Below are 18,471 nucleotides of genomic sequence, written 5' to 3' on the forward strand. Positions count from 1 at the left end.
CCGTCGGTTCATTGGCCCGATTCCGAATCTCCTTGCAAGTTCCATTCCGGGCGAATCGCGTGCCCCGCCTGGGCGGCCAATTTCAGATCGTTCGCCAATTTGGCGACATCCACCCGACGAATGGCCGCAATTTGCGACGCCGAATAACCGTCACGGAACAGCCGCCAAGTCCAATAGGCGTCCGACGATTCAGAATTCTGAGCAACTTCGGGCTGCTCAATGGGTGAGCCGTGACGCGTAAGCGGCCGGGAATCGGGCGTTGGAATCGAATCCGATGAACCACTGGAATCCGGCGTTGCGTGGGATTCTGGTGCCGCGTGGGGTTCTGGTGCCGCGTGGGATTCTGGTGCCGCGTGGGATTCTGGTGCCGCGTGGGATTCTGGTGCCTCAGTTGCCCGAGGCCTCACGGCCAGCGGCTCACCATTTTCGCCCTCGAATTGCCCGCCCTCGAATTGCCCAGGAGCGTCTTGGCCAGTTTGCTCGACGGCACCGCGAATCAGCTCGATCAGGTCGTACCCGAACTGCTCGATCGTCGCCGAACCAATTCCAGACACCAATTCCAGCTCGCCCGTCGTGGTTGGTTTCGCATCCGCCAACCGCTCGATCGTCGCGTTGGTCAAAATCCGATATGCCGGAATCCCCAACGCCGCTGACGATTTGCTGCGCCAACGCTTGATCACATCGATCAGCTCTGACAAAGCTTGATCGTCCTGCGAAAGCGGCGCATCGGGCTGGGCATTATCAGTACCCGCCGATTCCGTTTGCACATCAGCGGCTTCCAGTTTAGCCACCGACATCGCCAACTTTTTCGCCAGCGGAAACGACATGCGAATCGAAGCAGGCAACTCCGTTCCCTCCAACATCAGTTGACGACCGGCCGCCGTGACATGCAACGTCGGCCGCCGATCATCCACCTCTTTCTGTTCCAACATTCCACCTTCGGCAATCGCCTCCATCACCGAAACCACTTCGCTTTGCCTCAAACCCGAAAGCAGCCCGTAAGTGCTTAGCTGATTCAATCGCCATTGCTGCAACTTTTTGTTCTTCGACCCACACAACATTTGCGCCACAAGCGTTTTCCCAAACCGTCCATGCATCCGAGTCACGCCGCTCAGCACCACCCGGACTCCTCGCAACAGCGCGGCGTTGTCCACGCCTTTCAGCGGAGTTCCCAAGGAGACATCTGACCCGCGACCTAAACTTCCGTCAGCCGGTTTGCATCGATCGCAAGTACCGCAGTTGTCTGAATCGGTTTCGCCAAAGTAATCCAGGATGACGCGTTGACGACAGCCGGGCGTATTGGCCAGCCCAATCACGGCTTCCAACTTTCCAAATTCAGCTTTTTTGCGTCGTTCCAGTTCCTCGAAATCGATGTCCAGTTCGTCAAACGAACGCTCGCGATCGATAAAGTGAACGGCTCGACCGCGAAACGGCGGAACGTAATCAAACGATCGTAACCGCCGCAATTCTCGCAGCGTTCGCGCCAATTGTTCGCGATCAACATCCGCCAACTGCATCAACCGTTTCGGTTGGACATAGACATCTTCATTTCGACGACGGCCGACGACTTTTTCAATCGCCAGCATGACTCGGCGTCGCACCCGAGCTTCTTTGGGCAGAAAATCCAGCAGCGTCGGTGCCTTGGAATCAATTCGCACCATTGCCTTGCCGGCACTGGAATCGAGTCGCCGAATCACGCCCGCACGCGCCAGCAAGGTTTCCGCTGTTCCGACCGCTTCGCTGCCCTCTTTTAAGCCTGCTCCTTCCTTGACCTGATCGAGCGTCAATTCAATCGGATCTTCTTCGCGAGAGAGTAAATACTGATGCACCAAACGAACTGCTTCCCGCGATGGATAGCGATTTTCGATAAAGAACTCTTGCACGTAGCGATCTTGGTATGAAAACAGTAACTCACAATCGCTGTTCTTTCCGTCACGCCCTGCCCTGCCCGCTTCTTGATAGTACGCTTCCAAACTGCCGGGCATGTTGTAGTGAACGACGAACCGAATGTCAGATTTGTCGATGCCCATTCCAAAAGCATTGGTCGCGACGATCGCCGACAACTTGCCCGACATGAACGCTTCTTGGACTTGATGCCGTCCCACCTGATCCAATCCAGCGTGATAGACGCCGATCGGCTTATCCACTTTCTCTGGCAGCCATTCACCAATTTCCTCGCATCGTTTTCGAGTCGCGGCGTAAATAATTCCAGCACCCGTTTTTCCATCCGCGTTGTGCGAGTTGATGATGGAAATCAATCGTTCTTGCTTGGCCGAATCCGTTTTGGCGTGCGTGACACTGAATCGCAAATTGGTTCTTGCGAAACCAGTCACGAAGGTTGCAGGTTTCTTCAAATTCAAAAGCGAGATAATGTCATCGCGAACGACCGGTGTTGCTGTTGCGGTCAAGGCAATCGTTTGGACGTCGTTCAAATACCGCTGACGAAACAGTCCCAATCGCGAATAGTCGGGCCGGAAGTCGTGGCCCCATTCGCTGACGCAGTGGGCCTCGTCAACGGCAAGCAAACTGATGTTGGCGGACTCGGTGGCTTCTAAAAATCGGCTGTTGCGAAGCCGCTCGGGCGCGACGTAAACCAAATCCAATTGACCGGACGCCATTTCTGACATGACCGCGGATTGTTCGCTCGCGGACAGGCTGCTGTTGATCAGTTTTGCGTTAATCCCTAGCGCTCGTAGCGTATCGACTTGGTCCTTCATCAACGCGATCAGCGGCGAAACTACGATCGTGGTCCCCTCACGAGCCAAACTGGGCAACTGATAGCATAAACTTTTACCGCCGCCGGTCGGCATCACGCACATCACGTCCGCACCGCTGGCAACCGCTTCGATCACGTCACCCTGGCCGGGGCGAAAGGACTGCAAACCAAACCGCGACAAAAAAGTTGCCGGGTCGGCCGCAGTAGATTGCTTGGTGTGGTCAGCCATGACGTTACACTGATGCAAGAGGAGAACGAAGAACGGGAAACCGAGTGCCGGTTTTTACTCAAAACGAAACGTCAGTATAGGTTCCGTATCATGCAAGACGAAGTGACCTACATTTGCGACGCCTGCGGCGAAGAAATCGTCATCCCAGTCGATCCAGCCGGCGGAAAAACGCAAAAATACACCGAAGACTGCCCTGTCTGCTGCAATCCAAGTGTCATCCATGTTGACTGGGACGAAGACGAACCAAGAGCCTGGGCTGAGGCTGAACAAGATCGGTTCTAACATCGCAAAGCGGAAATCAAGCCTTCCAAAAATGAATTTCAAGAAACCGCAACCGCCATCGCCACAGCAGGTTCGCGAGAATATGCAGCGGTGGTACGTCGCGATGGAATCGTCACACGAAATGTTGATGGCCGGGCTGCGTCACAAAATCGGCCCCGATGGCGACCTGGGCGAGGCCTACCGCCAATGGAATGCGGACCGACGCGAAAGAAAGATTCGCGAATACGAAGAAGCCTACCGCAGACGTCAGCAACGCGGGGCTAACAATGCCTCCTAGCGTTCTAATGCGCTCGCTCCAAAAAATCTGGCCCCAAATTGACGCTGCCGGCATCCCCGTTGCGATCGCTGGTGGAATCGCCATGTCGTTTTGGGGACATCCGCGAAGCACGCAAGACATCAACTTACTCTCCGTCTGCGCTGACTCAGAAAACCTAACCAACTTGCTGCGAAAGATTGGATTGAAAAAACTTTCACCCGCGGCGAAAGACCTGGGGCTTTGCCAATTGTCAACTTGGTCTCTGTCGATGGACGAAGATTACATGGATGTTGAAATCGACACGTTGACTGGCAATTCGATCTACTACCACAACCTGGTGAAGCGATTTGTTGAAGCTAATATCGATGGAATGCAAACAACCAGTCGCGTGATTTCTCGAGAAGACTTGATTCTTCATAAGCTCTATGCCGAACGTTTAATCGACCAAGCGGATGTTATCAGCCTGACCGAGAGCCACGGGGCTGAATTGGATCAAGTTTATTTGTCTAAGTGGATCGAGGAACTTGGACTGCAAGAAAACTGGAACGAAATCCAACGACGCATGGGCTGACGCTTCCTTGATTCACCCCCGCCGGTTTTATTGCCCATGTTTATTCACCAATCCAAGCTTCCGCATGTTCTGCTGCCGGAACACTACTGGTCAGCAGAACTTTTTGACCAGGAACAGGCAAAGCTTTTTCGGCCCCAGTGGCATTGGGTTGGCAGTCTAGCGGATCTGCCCGGTGAAGGAGATTTCTTGACCAAGGACGTCATGGGCACGCCGGTTTTGATTCGCAAATCGAGCGGGACCGTCCATTGTTATTTGAACGTTTGCCCACACCGTCACAGCATGCTGTCGCATCAGCCCAGCGGCAATTGCGAAACGATCAAATGCCAATACCACGGCTGGGAATTCACCGAGTCCGGCAAAACGGGAAAGATCCCGGATGCGAAAAGCTTTCGCCCCATGCCCGGTGGTCCGGAGTGTTTGACGAAGTTCAAAACATCGCTTATCGGTCCATTGATCTTTGTCAACTTGGCCCCTGATCCCGATCCGATTGCAAACCAATTAGGCGTCACCCAAGCTGTCCTGGAACAATACGCGGCCGACCGTTGGCGTCGCGTTGACCACTGGGATTTCGACTTTCCCGCGAATTGGAAAATCGTCGCCGAGAATACGGTTGAATCGTATCACTTGGATTCGGTGCATTCCCAAACGTTGCAGGCGGCCGCGTGCGAAGAAGACATCGAACACGAAATCCACGACAGCGGAACGGTCATGCGATCAACGACAATCGCACCCGCGTTCTACAAGCGATTGGCCGACTTTGTTCTGCCCAGACTGCAACCCGGATGCGACCATCAGTATCAACTGCATCATTGTTTCCCCGGTTTGTTTGTGATTCGCATCGACGCGATGCTGCAAGTCATGTCACTGACACCGATCACCGCCACGTCATGCCACATGGATGTTTCCGTTTTCATTCTTCGCGCTGAAAAGGAAACCGCGTTTACGCGTTTGCTAACGACGATGTGGGGACGACTGAAATCTTCCGTCATCAGAAAAATTTTAGCCGAAGACGCAGCCATCTATCCTGACCTACAACGCGGCATGGAAAACAGCCCCTTCAAGGGAAGCATCAGCACACGCGAGGAGCTGGTGTTTGCGTTACAAGAATACGTGGCCCGAAATTGCGGACTCGATCATCTGATCGACAAAACAGATGCATGAATCGGAGTCACAAACTGCCATTCAAGAGCTTCGTGAATCTCGACTTGGCAAGTCATTCTTTCAGGCGACTTGTGAACAGGTCGCAGAACGATTGACATTTCTCGGTGAACGCCACCATTTAGGTTCCTGTAAGTTGCACCCAGAGCGTATTTCCCGAGGTATCCCACCCAACGCCGTGAAGGGTTTTTAACTGTTTAACCGCGTGAGCATCGCCCCGCGCGTTCGGGGCCGGGGGACGCGCGACGCGCGGGGCGATGCCCAACGCCGTGAAGAGTTTTGGTCCAGTAAAACACGGATTAGTTCGTTTAGCCGCGTGGGCATCGCCCCGCGCGTTACGCCCCGCATGGACGCGCGGGGCGATGCCCACGCGGTTAAACGATTTAGAAACCCTTCACGGCGTTGGGCGATGCCCACGCGGCTAAACGAACGAACACGTGTTTTCCGGGACCAAAACCATTCAAGGCGTTGGGTACAGCTTCTGGTGGACTGAACCCTGGCGGGCCCAGCTACGAAAGGATTCGCCAAAGACGGAACTTGTTCAGGACAGTTCCTCTAGTAGGGCCTACTTCCTAAAACTGCCAACCACTGATGTCTAACTGTCCGCCAAACGGCACTTCGTTCAGAATGGGAACGTCGCCGAATCCTTCGATTTGTTTGGCGTTGGAAAGGCAAGAATCATGGACTTCATCGCTCGCTTGATTTAGCACGATGCCGGACAAACTGATACTGCCCTGCTTTGCCGCCGCGATGGTGGCTAGCGTTTGATGAATCGTGCCCAGTCGGTTGGCCGACACCAAGATCACGGCGTCGGCTGCGATCTGTTTGGCAAAATCGATGTTCAGGATCGAGTCGGCTAAGGGGCTCATCAGTCCGCCAGCACCTTCGACGATGCAGACATCGAAATCGGCATCCGTCCAAACTTTCAGTCCGTCGATCATTGCCTGAGCATCAACCGATGTGTTTTCGGCGCGGGCGGCTTCGTTGGGCGCGAGCGGGGCCAGGAATCTTTGCGGACAAACTTCGTTGAGCGTCCGCGGACGACCGGCGGCTTCCCAAAGTGCGACTGCATCGCTCGCGATTCGGACGCCGTCTTTGTCACGGCAATCGCTGGCAACCGGTTTGTAGACGCCGACTCGTAAACCCGATTCTCGAAAGCTCTTTGCGGCCAACGCGGCGATGTAGGTTTTGCCAACATCCGTGTCGGTGCCTGCAAAGAAGATGACTTTTGTCTTAGGATTAAGCTGGGGCTTTTGTTTAGGCTGGGTGTCGGAAATCATGATCAGGCGTAAATCGGAAAAAGGTAATGACTGTGGCTCGAAATGTTCGCGTATCCGTAGTGCAAATGAAAGATGCCGGCAGCGGCGTGTCAGCCGATGGAGTCGTTGATCCGAATTGTCGGCAAAAGAATGTCGATGCGGCGATCGGTTGGATTGAAAAGGCCGCCGCCGATGGGGCTCAGGTCATTTGTTTGCAGGAATTGTTCACCGGGCCGTATCCCTGCCAAGCCGAAGACCATCGGATTTTTGATCTGGCCGAAGCGATTCCCGGTCCATCGACTGATCAACTTTGCGAGGTCGCGAAGAAGCACGAAGTCGTCATCGTCGCACCGTTGTTTGAGCGTCGCGCGGCGGGTTTGTATCACAATTCCGCGGCCGTGATTGACGCCGACGGCAGTATCGCGGGGATCTATCGAAAGATGCACATTCCCGACGATCCGTTGTTCTACGAGAAGTTTTATTTCTCGCCCGGCGATCTCGGTTTTCAACCCATTCAAACACGCTACGCAAAATTGGGCGTCGGCATTTGTTGGGACCAGTGGTATCCCGAAGCCGCTCGTTTGTTCGCGCTGGCCGGTGCGGAGATTCTGTTTTACCCGACCGCGATCGGTTGGATCGACGAAGAGAAAGACGAATTCGGGGCCGGCCAGCAAGACGCTTGGCAAACGACCATGCGGGCTCACGCGATCGCCAACGGAATCTGGTTGGCGGCTCCCAATCGCGTCGGCGTGGAAGGTCGGCTGGAATTTTGGGGATCTTCGTTCATCGTTTCGCCGCGTGGCGAAGTTGTCCAGCAAGCCGACGCGGCTAGCGAGTGCGTTGTTTCGGCCGACTGTTCGATCGACGAGATTGATGTCGTGCGAACTCATTGGCCTTTCTTTCGCGACCGCCGAATCGACGCGTATGACGGGCTGACGAAGCGTTGGATTGATTGAGAAATCGCCCGAAATTGTCGCGAGATAACTTCACGAGGTTGGACTACACCCGAATCCCAACCCGAACGCGTAAGCGAGTGATTTCGGCGTTAAACAAGATCCCTCGCTTACGCGTTCGGGTTGGGAAACCGGGAAGTTGTTTCGGGACCGTTCCTTGGGCCGAAGGTTTGGCAAACCTGATCGGTGGTGGTGATTGTGAGGCCGGGAATGAAATCGGTCACTTTTGCTAGCAATGCGGGCCGATAACACTTTGGCAGGTGCGTTCGGTTCCCCTTCCCAAGTTCAATAGAAACAGCTCAAAAGAAACCATTCTTATGTGGCGATCCATTTTTCTTGCGCTCGGCATCATGGCAATTGTCATCGGTGCTGAATGTCTGATCATCGATAGTGCGAGTCTGTATTCGGCGGCAGAAACGCGGGCATCCAGCTTTATGAACCCGGCGGGCGACCCGTCCGCAAACTCGCGGGTTTGGCGTCCAAAAGAGCATCTGCCTTGGCTTTTGATGGCGGCTGGCACGATCACCGTTCTGTACTCATTTACACTGCCTCAGCGGTTTCGCCGCCGTGAAATGGCCTGAAATAGCGTGAAATAGCCTGATCGGGTGTGACGAACGCCGATCTGACTGAGCTGACTCTTGACCTATCCGCGGGCAGACTCTAACCTGCGATTGATGGATTTTATTCTAGGGAAGGGATTATTAGGCCTGCTAATGCTGGTCGCAGCGTTTTTCTCGCCGGGTTCTCAGATTGCAGCTCCGAACACTCGAACTTTTCTGCACGATCGCCGAGCAGCGTAGCTTTTCCAAGGCTGCGGCGGTTCACGATATGACACAGAGTGCCGCCAGCCAGGCGATGCAGCAGCTTGAGGATTCACTTGGTGTTTCGCTGATCGATCGGTCCAAGCGACCGTTGGTTTTGACTACCGAAGGCGAAGCGTACTTGCGTGGTGTGCGGGGCGTTTTGAAAAGCTATGAACGGATCGAAGAAGAGGTCCGCGGTATCGGTAATCGATTGAGCGGGCAGATCACGATCGCCAGCATCGTTTCGGTCGGACTCAGCTACATGCCGGCGGCGACGGAAGCTTTTCAGCGACTGCAACCCCAGGTCGATGTTCGTTCTCAATTCGGTCCGGTGGACCGAGTGGTGGAGATGGTGGCCGAGGGTGAAGTTGATTTTGGTCTGGTCAGTTTTCCAAAGAACACCAAATCAATTCAGTGCATCGATTGGCAACGCGAACCAATGAGATTGGTCTGTTCGGCGGATCATCCGTTGGCCAGCCAGAACGAAGTGAGTTTGAATCAGTTGCGAGGGATGGAAATGATCGGTTTTGATCGTCGCCTGACCTTGCGGCAAGAAATTGATCGGACAATGGCCGCAGCAGGCGTGGACGTGGATGTTCGGATGGAATTTGACAACGCAGATTCGATGATCCGTGCAATTCAGGCCAACCGCGGCATTGGAATTGTTCCCGAGGCAGCGGTTCGCCGCGAAACGGCAACGGGTTCGCTGAGAGTCGTGGCGTGTCGCGAATTACGAATGACCCGTCCGCTGGGGATTATTTTCCGGCGACCTGGTCGGTTGAGTCAAGCAGCGAGCGAGTTCGCTTCACTGCTGCTTGGCAAATCTGTCAATTTTGAAACGAAAAACCGATCCGGCAATCGCAAGCTAATGGTCGAGACAAACACAGGCATCAGTCAGTCATCGCCGATTCACGCTTGATGCAGACTGAAAATAGAAACAGATACCAAGACAGCAAAGCTAGGAAAATAAAACTATGACATTGAATCAGTATCATCTGCCGCCAAAGCAAGGCTTGTACGATCCCGAGTTCGAGAAAGAGAACTGCGGCGTCGGCTTCATTGCCCACATCAAGGGCAAACCAAGTCACCAAAATGTGCTGGACGCGTGCGAGATCCTGATCGCAATGGATCACCGCGGCGCTTGCGGTTGCGAACCCAACACGGGCGACGGCAGCGGAATCATGTGTGGGCTTCCGCACAAGTTTTTGAAGAAGGTTGCCAAGCGTGACTTAGGCATCGATCTACCCGAACCAGGTAAGTTCGCCGCCGGCAACGTGTTCCTGCCGCCCGATGACGCAGAACGGGCTCATTGCAAAGAAAAGATTGAGCAGTTGATTGCCGAATCGGGACAAACGCTGCTCGGTTGGCGTGACGTTCCGCAAATGACAGATGCGGCTGATGTCGGACCGACGGCTCGGAACAGCGAACCGGTCATGGAGCAATTGTTTGTCGCAGCCAACGGTGTCGAAGGCGATGCGTTCGAGCGCAAGCTTTACATGATTCACAAGCAGGCCAGTCACGCACTGCGCGGCAGCGAGACTCTGACGCAAGCGTTGGTTTTTTACATTTGTTCGCTCAGTACCAAGGTCATTATTTACAAGGGAATGCTGACGCCCGATCAGGTGCTTCCTTATTATCCCGACTTGCAAGACGAAGATTTCGAGACGCACTTGGCGATGGTTCACAGTCGGTTTTCGACAAACACGTTCCCAAGCTGGGACCGCGCGCAACCGCTTCGGTTTATGAGCCACAACGGTGAAATCAACACGCTGCGCGGCAACAAAAACTGGATGCGAGCCCGTGAAGGGTCCGCGTCTAGCGAGTTGTTTGGCGACGATTTGCAGAAGCTGTTCCCCGTCGTAGAACCGCATTGCAGCGATAGCGGCACGTTCGACAACGTGCTGGAATTCCTGCTGATGAATGGGCGAACGTTGCAGGAAGCCATCATGATGATGGTCCCTGAAGCGTGGCAGAAACACGAAACGATGGACGAAGCCAAGCGAGCGTTCTACGAGTATTTTTCCTGCATGATGGAACCTTGGGACGGCCCAGCGTCGATCGTCTTTACTGATGGTCAATGCATCGGCGCGACGTTGGATCGAAACGGTCTGCGACCGAGTCGTTTTTACATCACCAACGACGATCGAGTAATCATGGGTTCGGAAGTCGGCGTGTTGCCGGTCGATCCAAGCATTGTGGTTTCCAAGGGGCGCTTGCAGCCTGGCAAAATGTTCTTGATCGATTTTGAACAAGGACGACTGATCCCCGACGAAGAACTGAAAAGCACGTTTGCATCAAAGCGTCCGTACGCTCAGTGGCTAAAAGAGAACCGAATTCGTTTGTCGGATTTGAATCCGGAATCTGAACCCCATGGTTTCGATCCAGACACGTTGCTGCCGCGGATGCAAGCGTTTGGTTACACAGTCGAAACGATGAAGTTCATGCTGCGACCGTTGGTCGAACAATTGCGTGATCCAGTCGGTTCGATGGGCAACGACAGTGCGCTGGCATGTTTGTCTGACAAGCCGCGGATGATTTACGATTACTTCAAGCAGTTATTTGCCCAGGTGACCAATCCGTCGATCGATTCGATCCGCGAAGAAGTCATCATGTCGCTGGAATGTTACATCGGTCCAGAGCAAAACCTGTTGGCGGCAACGCCCGAGCATTGCCATCGTTTGATGGTGGACCACCCGATTTTGACCAACGAAGAAGTCGCGGCGCTGAAGCACATTAACTACACCGGTTGGCATAGCAAGACGATCGACATCACGTTTGACCGCAGCGAGGGGAAAGCTGGCCTGCAAAAAACGCTCGATCGAATTTGTGCCGAGGCCGAACAGGCCGCTGACGAAGGCATTCAAATTGTCGTCTTGAGCGATCGGGAAGTTAGCCACGATCGCGTTCCCGTTTCCGCGCTGCTTGCGACCGGTGCCGTTCACCATCACTTGGTCAGCAAAGCCAAGCGAACTCAAATCGGTTTGGTCTTGGAAACCGGCGAAGCTCGCGAAGTTCATCATCATTGTTTGTTGGTCGGGTACGGTGTCGATGCGATCAACCCCTACTTGGCATTCGAGGCGCTTTGGCAGGCACATGAAGACGGTTTGCTGCCCGAAGAGATGACCGACGACAAGGTGGTTGCTGCCTACCGCAAGGGTGTCGCCAAGGGCATGTTGAAAGTCATGGCCAAGATGGGCATCAGCACGCTGCGTTCGTACAAGGGTGCTCAGATCTTTGAAGCGTTGGGGCTCCGCGATGAGGTCATTGCGAAATGCTTTGTTGGAACCGCGAGCCGGATTCAGGGCGTTTCCTTTGATGTGATCGCCGAAGAAGCCATGCGTCGTCATTCGCTGGGTTTCCCGGAAAAGAAAAGCGACCAACTTCCGCAGCTTCCAAACCTGGGTGAATACCACTGGCGTGCCGAAGGCGAAAAACACACGTGGACACCGGAGTCGCTTTCCAGCTTGCAAACGGCAGCTCGAAACAACGACGAAGACGCGTATTGGAAGTTTGCCCACACGATCAACGAGGACAATAAAAACCGTTGCACGCTACGCGGATTGCTGGAATTCGATGAAGACGATACTAAGTCGATTCCGTTGGACGAAGTTCAACCTGCCAAGGAAATCGTCAAGCGTTTTTGCACCGGTGCAATGTCACTGGGCAGCATCAGTGCGGAATCGCATGAGACGCTCGCGATCGCGATGAATCGTTTGGGCGGAAAGAGTAATACCGGCGAAGGTGGCGAAGATCCGGTTCGTTTTAAGCCTATGGAAAACGGCGATTCCAAGCGAAGTGCGATCAAGCAAGTCGCGTCGGGCCGGTTCGGTGTGACGATCGAGTATCTGACCAATGCCGACGAGATTCAAATCAAGATTTCGCAGGGTGCGAAGCCTGGCGAAGGTGGCGAATTGCCCGGTAAGAAGGTCGATGATTACATCGCCAGCATCCGTTACAGCACGCCAGGTGTTGGACTGATTAGCCCGCCGCCTCACCACGACATTTATTCGATTGAGGATCTAGCGCAACTGATCCACGATTTGAAGAACGCCAACCGTGCGGCCAGGATTAGCGTCAAGCTGGTTTCCGAAGTCGGCGTGGGCGTGATCGCATCGGGTGTGGCGAAGGCTCACGCGGATCACATTCTGATCGCGGGTGACACCGGCGGTACGGGTGCATCGCCGCTGACCAGCATCAAGCATGCTGGTTTGCCATGGGAATTGGGCATCGCTGAAACGCATCAAGTGTTGGTGCTGAACGATTTGCGCAGCCGCGTTGTCTTGCAAACCGATGGCGGTCTAAAGACTGGTCGTGACGTCGTGATTGCCGCGTTGCTGGGTGCCGAAGAGTTTGGTTTCTCAACCGCGCCGCTGATCACACTCGGGTGCATCATGATGCGTAAGTGTCACTTGAACACTTGCCCGGTCGGCATCGCGACTCAGGACCCTGCGCTACGTAAGATGTTCAAGGGGAAACCTGAACACGTCGTCAATTATCTGTTCATGGTGGCCGAGGATGCTCGTCGAATCATGGCCAAGTTGGGCTTCCGTTCGATCGACGAAATGGTCGGGCACAGCGAAAGGCTTAAGACTGATTTGGCGATCAAGCACTGGAAGTCAGACGGCTTGGATTTGACCAGCGTGTTGATGCCAGCGAAGCGGCCTCATGAAAACGTCGGCGTCATTTGTGGCATGGACCAAGATCACGGGTTGGAAAAATCGTTGGACATGACGGTGCTTTTGGACGCCGCCAAACCTGCTCTTGAAAACGGTGAAAAGGTGACGATCAAATCGCCTGTCATCAACATCAACCGAACCGTTGGCACAATTCTTAGTAATGAAGTCGCCAAGCGATACGGACAAACCGGATTGCCCGACGACACGATCAACATCGAACTCACCGGTTCGGCTGGTCAAAGCTTGGGTGCGTTTTTAGCTCATGGGATTACGATCCGATTGAGCGGCGACGCAAATGATTACGTCGGCAAGGGTTTGTCGGGTGGCCGCATTGTGATTGCACCGCCGCCGGTTAGCTCGTTTGCGTCCGAAGACAACATCCTGGTCGGTAACGTGTGTTTGTATGGTGCGACCAGCGGTGAAGCGTTCCTGCGAGGCCGTGCGGCGGAGCGGTTCTGTGTTCGCAATAGTGGTGCCAATACGGTGATCGAAGGCGTGGGTGATCACGGCTGCGAATACATGACGGGCGGACGTGTTGTTTGTCTCGGCCGAACCGGCCGCAACTTTGCCGCCGGTATGTCGGGCGGGATTGCTTACATCTTGGATGAAGACGGCGACTTCAATCTGAACTGCAATTTGGCGACGGTCGAATTGGAAAAGATCGATTCGCCTGAAGAAGAAGCTCTTGTGAAGTCGCTGATTCAAAAGCACCACGATCACACCGGCAGCGTGGTCGCGGCAAACGCACTCGCCGATTGGAACGGGTTCCTATCCAAGTGCGTCAAGGTGATGCCAACCGATTACAAGCGAGTGCTTAACCAACAGAAGGCACAGTTGGCCGCTGTTTGATTGTCACTGCTACGAAAAACATACCACTACAACACCCTCAAATTATCAGGCATCATCATGGGTAAGCCCACCGGATTCAAAGAGTACGATCGCAAAAAAGTGCCATGGCGTTTGCCAGTGGTTCGCGTCAACGACTACGACGAAATCTACACCGAACCTCGCGTCGAGCAGTTGAAAGAACAGGGTGCGCGTTGCATGGATTGTGGTGTTCCGTTTTGTCAGTCATCCACCGGTTGTCCGATCGATAACTTGATTCCTGAATGGAACGACTTGGTTTACAACAATCGCTGGAAGGAAGCGAACGAGCGATTGCACAAGACCAACAACTTCCCCGAATTCACCGGACGCGTCTGCCCCGCCCCGTGCGAAGGTTCATGCGTGCTGGGGATCACCAGTCCACCGGTCACGATCAAGAATATCGAAAACGCGATCGTTGACCGTGCTTGGGCCGAAGGTTGGATCGTTCCCGAACCACCGGAAACTCGTACTGATAAAAAAATCGCGATCGTCGGTAGCGGTCCTGCTGGATTGACGGCCGCGGATCAGTTGAACAAAGTTGGTCACACCGTGACGGTGTTTGAACGCGCCAGTCGCATTGGCGGGCTGCTGCAGTACGGCATTCCAAACATGAAATTGTCCAAGGAAGCGATCCAGCGTCGTATCGACAAAATGACTGCCGAGGGCATCATTTTCAAGACGAACGTTGATGTCGGCAAAGACATTCTGCCCGCTGATCTGCAAAAGGATTTTGATGCGGTGTTGTTGGCGTGCGGGGCGACGAAGCCACGCGATTTGCCGATTGAAAATCGTGATGCAAAGGGCGTCCATTTTGCGATGGAGTTTCTAACCGCGAATACTCAGCAAATGGTCCACTCGGATTCGCTTGGTGATGATTTCATCAGCGCCGAAGGCAAAGATGTGATCGTGATCGGTGGTGGTGATACGGGCACCGATTGCATCGGCACGTCGCTTCGTCACGGTTGCCGCAGCTTGGTGAACTTTGAATTGTTACCCAAACCGCCCGCCGAACGTGCCGACGAAAATCCTTGGCCGGAATGGCCGCGTGTCTTCCGCGTCGATTACGGTCACGAAGAAGCGGAGGCAAAGTTCGGTAAGGATCCGCGTGAGTATCAAGTCCTGAGCAAGGGTTTCTTGAAAGACGAACAAGGAAACTTGTCGGGCATCAAGACCGTTCATGTTCGCTGGGAAAAGAACAGCGATGGTGGCTGGGCAATGACCGAGGTCGAAGGCAGCGAGAAGGAATGGCCAGCGCAGTTGATTCTGCTGTCGATGGGATTCTTGGGGCCGGAACAGTACGTCGCTGAATCGTTGAAGCTGGAAGTCGATCCGCGTAGTAATTACCAAGCGGTCCACGGAAAGTACACGACCAACATCGAGGGTGTTTTTGCCGCCGGTGATTGTCGTCGCGGACAAAGTTTGGTTGTGTGGGCGATCAACGAAGGCCGCGGTGCAGCCAGGGCGATCGATACTTTCCTGGAAGGTCACAGCAATTTGCCAGCACCAGGTCAGACCCAGGGAACGTCCATGGAAATGGCCTGGTCGTAGTTGCTTGCGGTCGAAAAGTAGAAAAGTGGGCCGGAGCATGCGAAGCGCAGTTCCGGCAATCCAAGGCTGGACATTGCAATTGCCGGAACTGCGTTTCGCTTGTTCCGGCCTACATCTACATCAACATTTCCGACGGGCGGTCACTGTTCATCGACCCATAGGATATCGCCATGCGAATCGATGCTAACTTCATTTTGCCGTGGTGCGGGTGACACCGTCACCATCGGTGGCCACCAATCGTTTTGGCGATGGTCCGCAAATTGATCGCTACCCAAAACGAACAGCCCGGTTGCACACGCGTCGGCATCGGTCGCGCTGTTCATGATCACGGTCAACGAAAGCAGGTCTCCAGCGGGCCAACCGCTGCGTGGATCGATGACGTGCCCGAAACGTTTTCCACGGTGGTGAAAGAACTGTTTCCCTGACCCGCTCGTGGCCAGCGACTGGTTCTTCAGCCAAACGCCAGCGATTCGGTCTTTCGGTTTGGTCGGGTGGGCAATTCCCACCGCCCAGCCTGGATTGGTTTCGTCCGTTAGCTCATCTTCAAACTGGCTGCCGTGGAATTGATTTCCGTGCGCGATCACACTGCTGTTTCCGCCATGGATCAAGAAGTGTTCCACGCCTGCGTGCAGCAGATACCGCTTCAATGAATCCAGTGCGTCGCCTTTCCCGATCGCGCCCAGGTTGATCGACATCCCCGGTCGATGGAAACAAACCGTGCGGTCTTCGGCCGATAATTCGATGTGTTGGAATCCGACCCGCGACAGCGCTTGATCGATCTCGGCCTGAGTCGGTTTGCGTCCGGACCGCTCGGTGAATCCCCAGGCCTCGACCAGCGGGCCCGCCGAAATGTCAAAGGCTCCGCTGGTTCGCTCGGACCATGCCAGCGCCCGCTCCAGGACTCGAAACGTGTTGGTGGAAACTCGCACGGGCCCGTTCGCAGCCTCGCGATTGATCTTCGACACTTCGCTGCTGGGGCGGTAAACCGTTAACCGAGATTCGATTTCATCGAGACTCTCCAGAGCCTCCATCACCGTTTCGACGCGGTCGGCCTGATGAGCGGGCAACAGAACCACAAAATCGGTCGCCATCGCTCGATGCGACACATGCGTCACGAGAGAATCCTTGGCGGATTGACCAGCGATGTGAGCCCCAGGAGACGCGATACTTTTTTGAAAATCAGGCATGTTTAGAAAACATTCTAGGTCCATTGTCCCCAATTGATAACACGATCGCATCGGCCGCCGCAGAGACAATTGGCCAGCACCAAAAAGACCGTGAACCGGAGAGTCCTAAAACGGGTCAATAAACGCGAAAAGTCGTGGGTTGCGTTGAAGCGATGTTTCTAGCACAATCTCGGCTCGAGCAATGACTGGGCCTGATTTTCAGGGCCAGCCACGGAGCGGTGGCTGAGTGGTCGAAAGCGCCGGATTGCTAATTCGGTGATGGGGTCAAACCTATCCGCAGGTTCAAATCCTGTCCGCTCCGCTTTTCTAGACTTCTTGGTTGACTCGGTCGCCGTTTTACGGTTTCCAGGTTAACCAACCGAGGGTGTAGCTCAGTCGGTAGAGCATTCGACTTTTAATCGAATGGTCCAGGGTTCAAGTCCCTGCACCCTCACTTCTTTTTTACGGGGTTTTCAGAGACGCCGCCATTTGCGGCTTGGTCTGTTTTACCCCAGAATGGACTGAGTTTCGTACCGAGTGGAAACTTGGGTTTTTGCTTCTGTATCCCGCCAGTGTCTAACGGCCGAGCCAGTCGCTTAAAAATTGACTTTCTAGGTGTTTCGTGCCAGGGTAAACTGTTGAAAACGAAATCCTTGGAGCATCTATGAATCTTGATTTGCCACCGTCCACCGAAGAGGTGTTACGCGAGCAAGCTTTTGCATTGGGCATGAGCCTTGAGGAATTCACTGTTAAGACTCTCACCGAGATGGCTAAGACCGCCACTCCGGTAAGTAAGCCTCATCGCGATCATAAGACGTGGATGAATGATGTGCGGGAGTGGTCCGAGAGCCATCCTGACACCTCCCATTTTGTTGACGATAGCCGTGACAGCATCTACGAAGATCGTGGCTTGTGAGGGTATTGCTCGACACCAGTGTTGTCGTCCGGCTTGCCCAGCCGACGACACCTTCGTGCAAGGCTGTTCTCAACACGCTTGATGAATTAGGTCAGCAAGGATACGAGTTTTGCATTGTCCCGCAGGTGATATACGAATACTGGGTTGTGGTGACGAGACCGCTTGCGAATAACGGACTCGCTTTCTCAGCAGACGACACCACACTCGAAATTGCTAAACTTGCTAGCCTGTTTACGGTGCTGCGTGATGAGCGCACTGTATTCGAGCATTGGCAACAGCTTGTGACGAGTTATAAAGTCATTGGGAAGAATGCTCATGATGCACGTATCGTCGCGGCTATGCATCGTCACGGAATCAACGACTTGCTCACACTCAACCCAAAAGACTTTCGGCGTTACGCCAAAATCAACCTGCTTGGTGTCTTGCCAACCACAGGCAACTAACCTCGGTTACATCGGCCGATGCACACCAAGTATCGGAATTTCCCACCACCGTTGCAGATTTTGAATTGCTTGCTTGTTGACAAAAGTTTCCAGGTTCTCATGGCCAGCCCACTGTAACCGTCCAACAGAACCGTTGTAGACGCGTGGTTTAGCGTGGTGGGTTTTGTTTCGTTTCCCCTAAACGGAGAAAGCCCAAGTCGCAATCTGAAGCCGCTCAGCGTTGGGAAGAGCGATTGCAGCGTTTTGAAAGTTCCCCATGCACCGTCGCTCAGTTTTGTAGCGAAGTAGGTGTCTCGCAGCCCACCCGTTACAAGTGGAGGCGAATGCTGCGCGGGCCGGCCAAGCCGAAAGGTCCATCGGCGAGGTTCCTTCCGGTGGCGCTGGATCCCATTCCCGGTCCTCAGCCCGATCGACCGCAACCGGGAATCACAACGCGATCCGCCCCGTACCACCATCGATCTGCCCGGCGGAGATCACACGTTTGAGAACCGCGAGGAAACTGACAGTGTTGAGATTGTTGTCTCGTTTCTTCCGATGGCTGGTTCATTGCGAACGTCCCACGTTCCGGAGACACTAAGGCGAAATACGTCCTTAAATGCCAAAGCTGTTCAGCCAGTCTTGTTCGTGG

The 18,471-nt window shown here is 54.3% G+C and carries 14 protein-coding genes, 2 tRNA genes and 1 pseudogene; 14 read left to right on the forward strand and 3 right to left on the reverse strand.

Annotated features, from left to right (window positions below):
• Positions 1-8: 8 nt before the first annotated feature.
• Positions 9-2,945, reverse strand: coding sequence for a RecQ family ATP-dependent DNA helicase (locus tag RC85_RS03355; protein WP_068258641.1), 2,937 nt, complete (start codon positions 2,943-2,945; stop codon positions 9-11).
• Positions 2,946-3,035: 90 nt separating this feature from the next.
• Here RC85_RS03355 and RC85_RS03360 point away from each other — a divergent pair, with 90 nt between their 5' ends.
• From RC85_RS03360 to RC85_RS03375, 4 genes are read left to right on the forward strand one after another with little or no spacing between them, the layout of a single operon-like run.
• Positions 3,036-3,227, forward strand: a complete 192-nt coding sequence (locus RC85_RS03360) for a CPXCG motif-containing cysteine-rich protein (protein ID WP_068258643.1) — start codon at positions 3,036-3,038, stop codon at positions 3,225-3,227.
• A 31-nt stretch (positions 3,228-3,258) separates the two neighbouring features.
• Positions 3,259-3,504 (forward strand): hypothetical protein, encoded by a 246-nt coding sequence (locus RC85_RS03365; RefSeq protein WP_068258645.1) that lies wholly within the window; start codon positions 3,259-3,261, stop codon positions 3,502-3,504.
• A 7-nt stretch (positions 3,505-3,511) separates the two neighbouring features.
• Positions 3,512-4,054 carry a hypothetical protein gene (locus RC85_RS03370; protein WP_068258647.1) on the forward strand — a complete coding sequence of 181 codons (543 nt, stop codon included), beginning with the start codon at positions 3,512-3,514 and terminating at the stop codon, positions 4,052-4,054.
• 36 nt (positions 4,055-4,090) lie between these two features.
• Complete coding sequence (locus tag RC85_RS03375) at positions 4,091-5,215, forward strand: aromatic ring-hydroxylating oxygenase subunit alpha (protein ID WP_068258649.1); 1,125 nt, start codon at positions 4,091-4,093, stop codon at positions 5,213-5,215.
• Between the two features lie 569 nt (positions 5,216-5,784).
• On the opposite strand, the gene bioD is transcribed toward RC85_RS03375, so the two are convergent.
• Positions 5,785-6,492 carry a dethiobiotin synthase gene (gene bioD, locus RC85_RS03380; RefSeq protein WP_068258651.1) on the reverse strand — a complete coding sequence of 236 codons (708 nt, stop codon included), beginning with the start codon at positions 6,490-6,492 and terminating at the stop codon, positions 5,785-5,787.
• Between the two features lie 32 nt (positions 6,493-6,524).
• On the opposite strand from bioD, the gene RC85_RS03385 reads away from it, so the two are divergent.
• The 5 genes from RC85_RS03385 to RC85_RS03410 all read left to right on the forward strand — a co-directional run bounded on the left by RC85_RS03385 (position 6,525) and on the right by RC85_RS03410 (position 15,318).
• Positions 6,525-7,427, forward strand: a complete 903-nt coding sequence (locus RC85_RS03385; protein WP_149753110.1) for a nitrilase-related carbon-nitrogen hydrolase — start codon at positions 6,525-6,527, stop codon at positions 7,425-7,427.
• Positions 7,428-7,741: 314 nt separating this feature from the next.
• Positions 7,742-8,005: a hypothetical protein gene (locus RC85_RS03395; RefSeq protein WP_068258657.1), complete on the forward strand. Its 264-nt coding sequence runs from the start codon at positions 7,742-7,744 to the stop codon at positions 8,003-8,005.
• A gap of 169 nt (positions 8,006-8,174) precedes the next feature.
• Positions 8,175-9,146 carry a LysR family transcriptional regulator gene (locus RC85_RS03400; protein ID WP_068258659.1) on the forward strand — a complete coding sequence of 324 codons (972 nt, stop codon included), beginning with the start codon at positions 8,175-8,177 and terminating at the stop codon, positions 9,144-9,146.
• Between the two features lie 55 nt (positions 9,147-9,201).
• Positions 9,202-13,752 carry a glutamate synthase large subunit gene (gltB, locus tag RC85_RS03405; protein WP_068258661.1) on the forward strand — a complete coding sequence of 1,517 codons (4,551 nt, stop codon included), beginning with the start codon at positions 9,202-9,204 and terminating at the stop codon, positions 13,750-13,752.
• Positions 13,753-13,809: 57 nt separating this feature from the next.
• Positions 13,810-15,318: a glutamate synthase subunit beta gene (locus RC85_RS03410; protein WP_068258663.1), complete on the forward strand. Its 1,509-nt coding sequence runs from the start codon at positions 13,810-13,812 to the stop codon at positions 15,316-15,318.
• A gap of 140 nt (positions 15,319-15,458) precedes the next feature.
• On the opposite strand, the gene RC85_RS03415 is transcribed toward RC85_RS03410, so the two are convergent.
• Positions 15,459-16,505 carry an FAD:protein FMN transferase gene (locus RC85_RS03415; RefSeq protein ID WP_084422315.1) on the reverse strand — a complete coding sequence of 349 codons (1,047 nt, stop codon included), beginning with the start codon at positions 16,503-16,505 and terminating at the stop codon, positions 15,459-15,461.
• A gap of 212 nt (positions 16,506-16,717) precedes the next feature.
• Between RC85_RS03415 and RC85_RS03420 the strand changes: the two genes are divergently transcribed.
• The 5 genes and pseudogenes from RC85_RS03420 to tnpA all read left to right on the forward strand — a co-directional run.
• A tRNA-Ser gene (locus RC85_RS03420) sits at positions 16,718-16,806 on the forward strand.
• A gap of 59 nt (positions 16,807-16,865) precedes the next feature.
• A tRNA-Lys gene (locus RC85_RS03425) sits at positions 16,866-16,938 on the forward strand.
• A gap of 210 nt (positions 16,939-17,148) precedes the next feature.
• A complete protein-coding gene (locus tag RC85_RS03430) occupies positions 17,149-17,400 on the forward strand; it encodes a hypothetical protein (protein WP_068258665.1) in 252 nt (83 codons plus the stop codon).
• A 5-nt stretch (positions 17,401-17,405) separates the two neighbouring features.
• A complete protein-coding gene (locus tag RC85_RS03435; protein ID WP_160148112.1) occupies positions 17,406-17,843 on the forward strand; it encodes a type II toxin-antitoxin system VapC family toxin in 438 nt (145 codons plus the stop codon).
• 224 nt (positions 17,844-18,067) lie between these two features.
• Positions 18,068-18,328: pseudogene (gene tnpA / locus RC85_RS28975) on the forward strand (IS66 family insertion sequence element accessory protein TnpA); the annotation flags it as partial.
• Positions 18,329-18,471 lie beyond the last annotated feature (143 nt).

This window comes from Rubripirellula obstinata (assembly GCF_001642955.1).
GTDB classification, from domain to species: Bacteria; Planctomycetota; Planctomycetia; order Pirellulales; family Pirellulaceae; genus Rubripirellula; species Rubripirellula obstinata.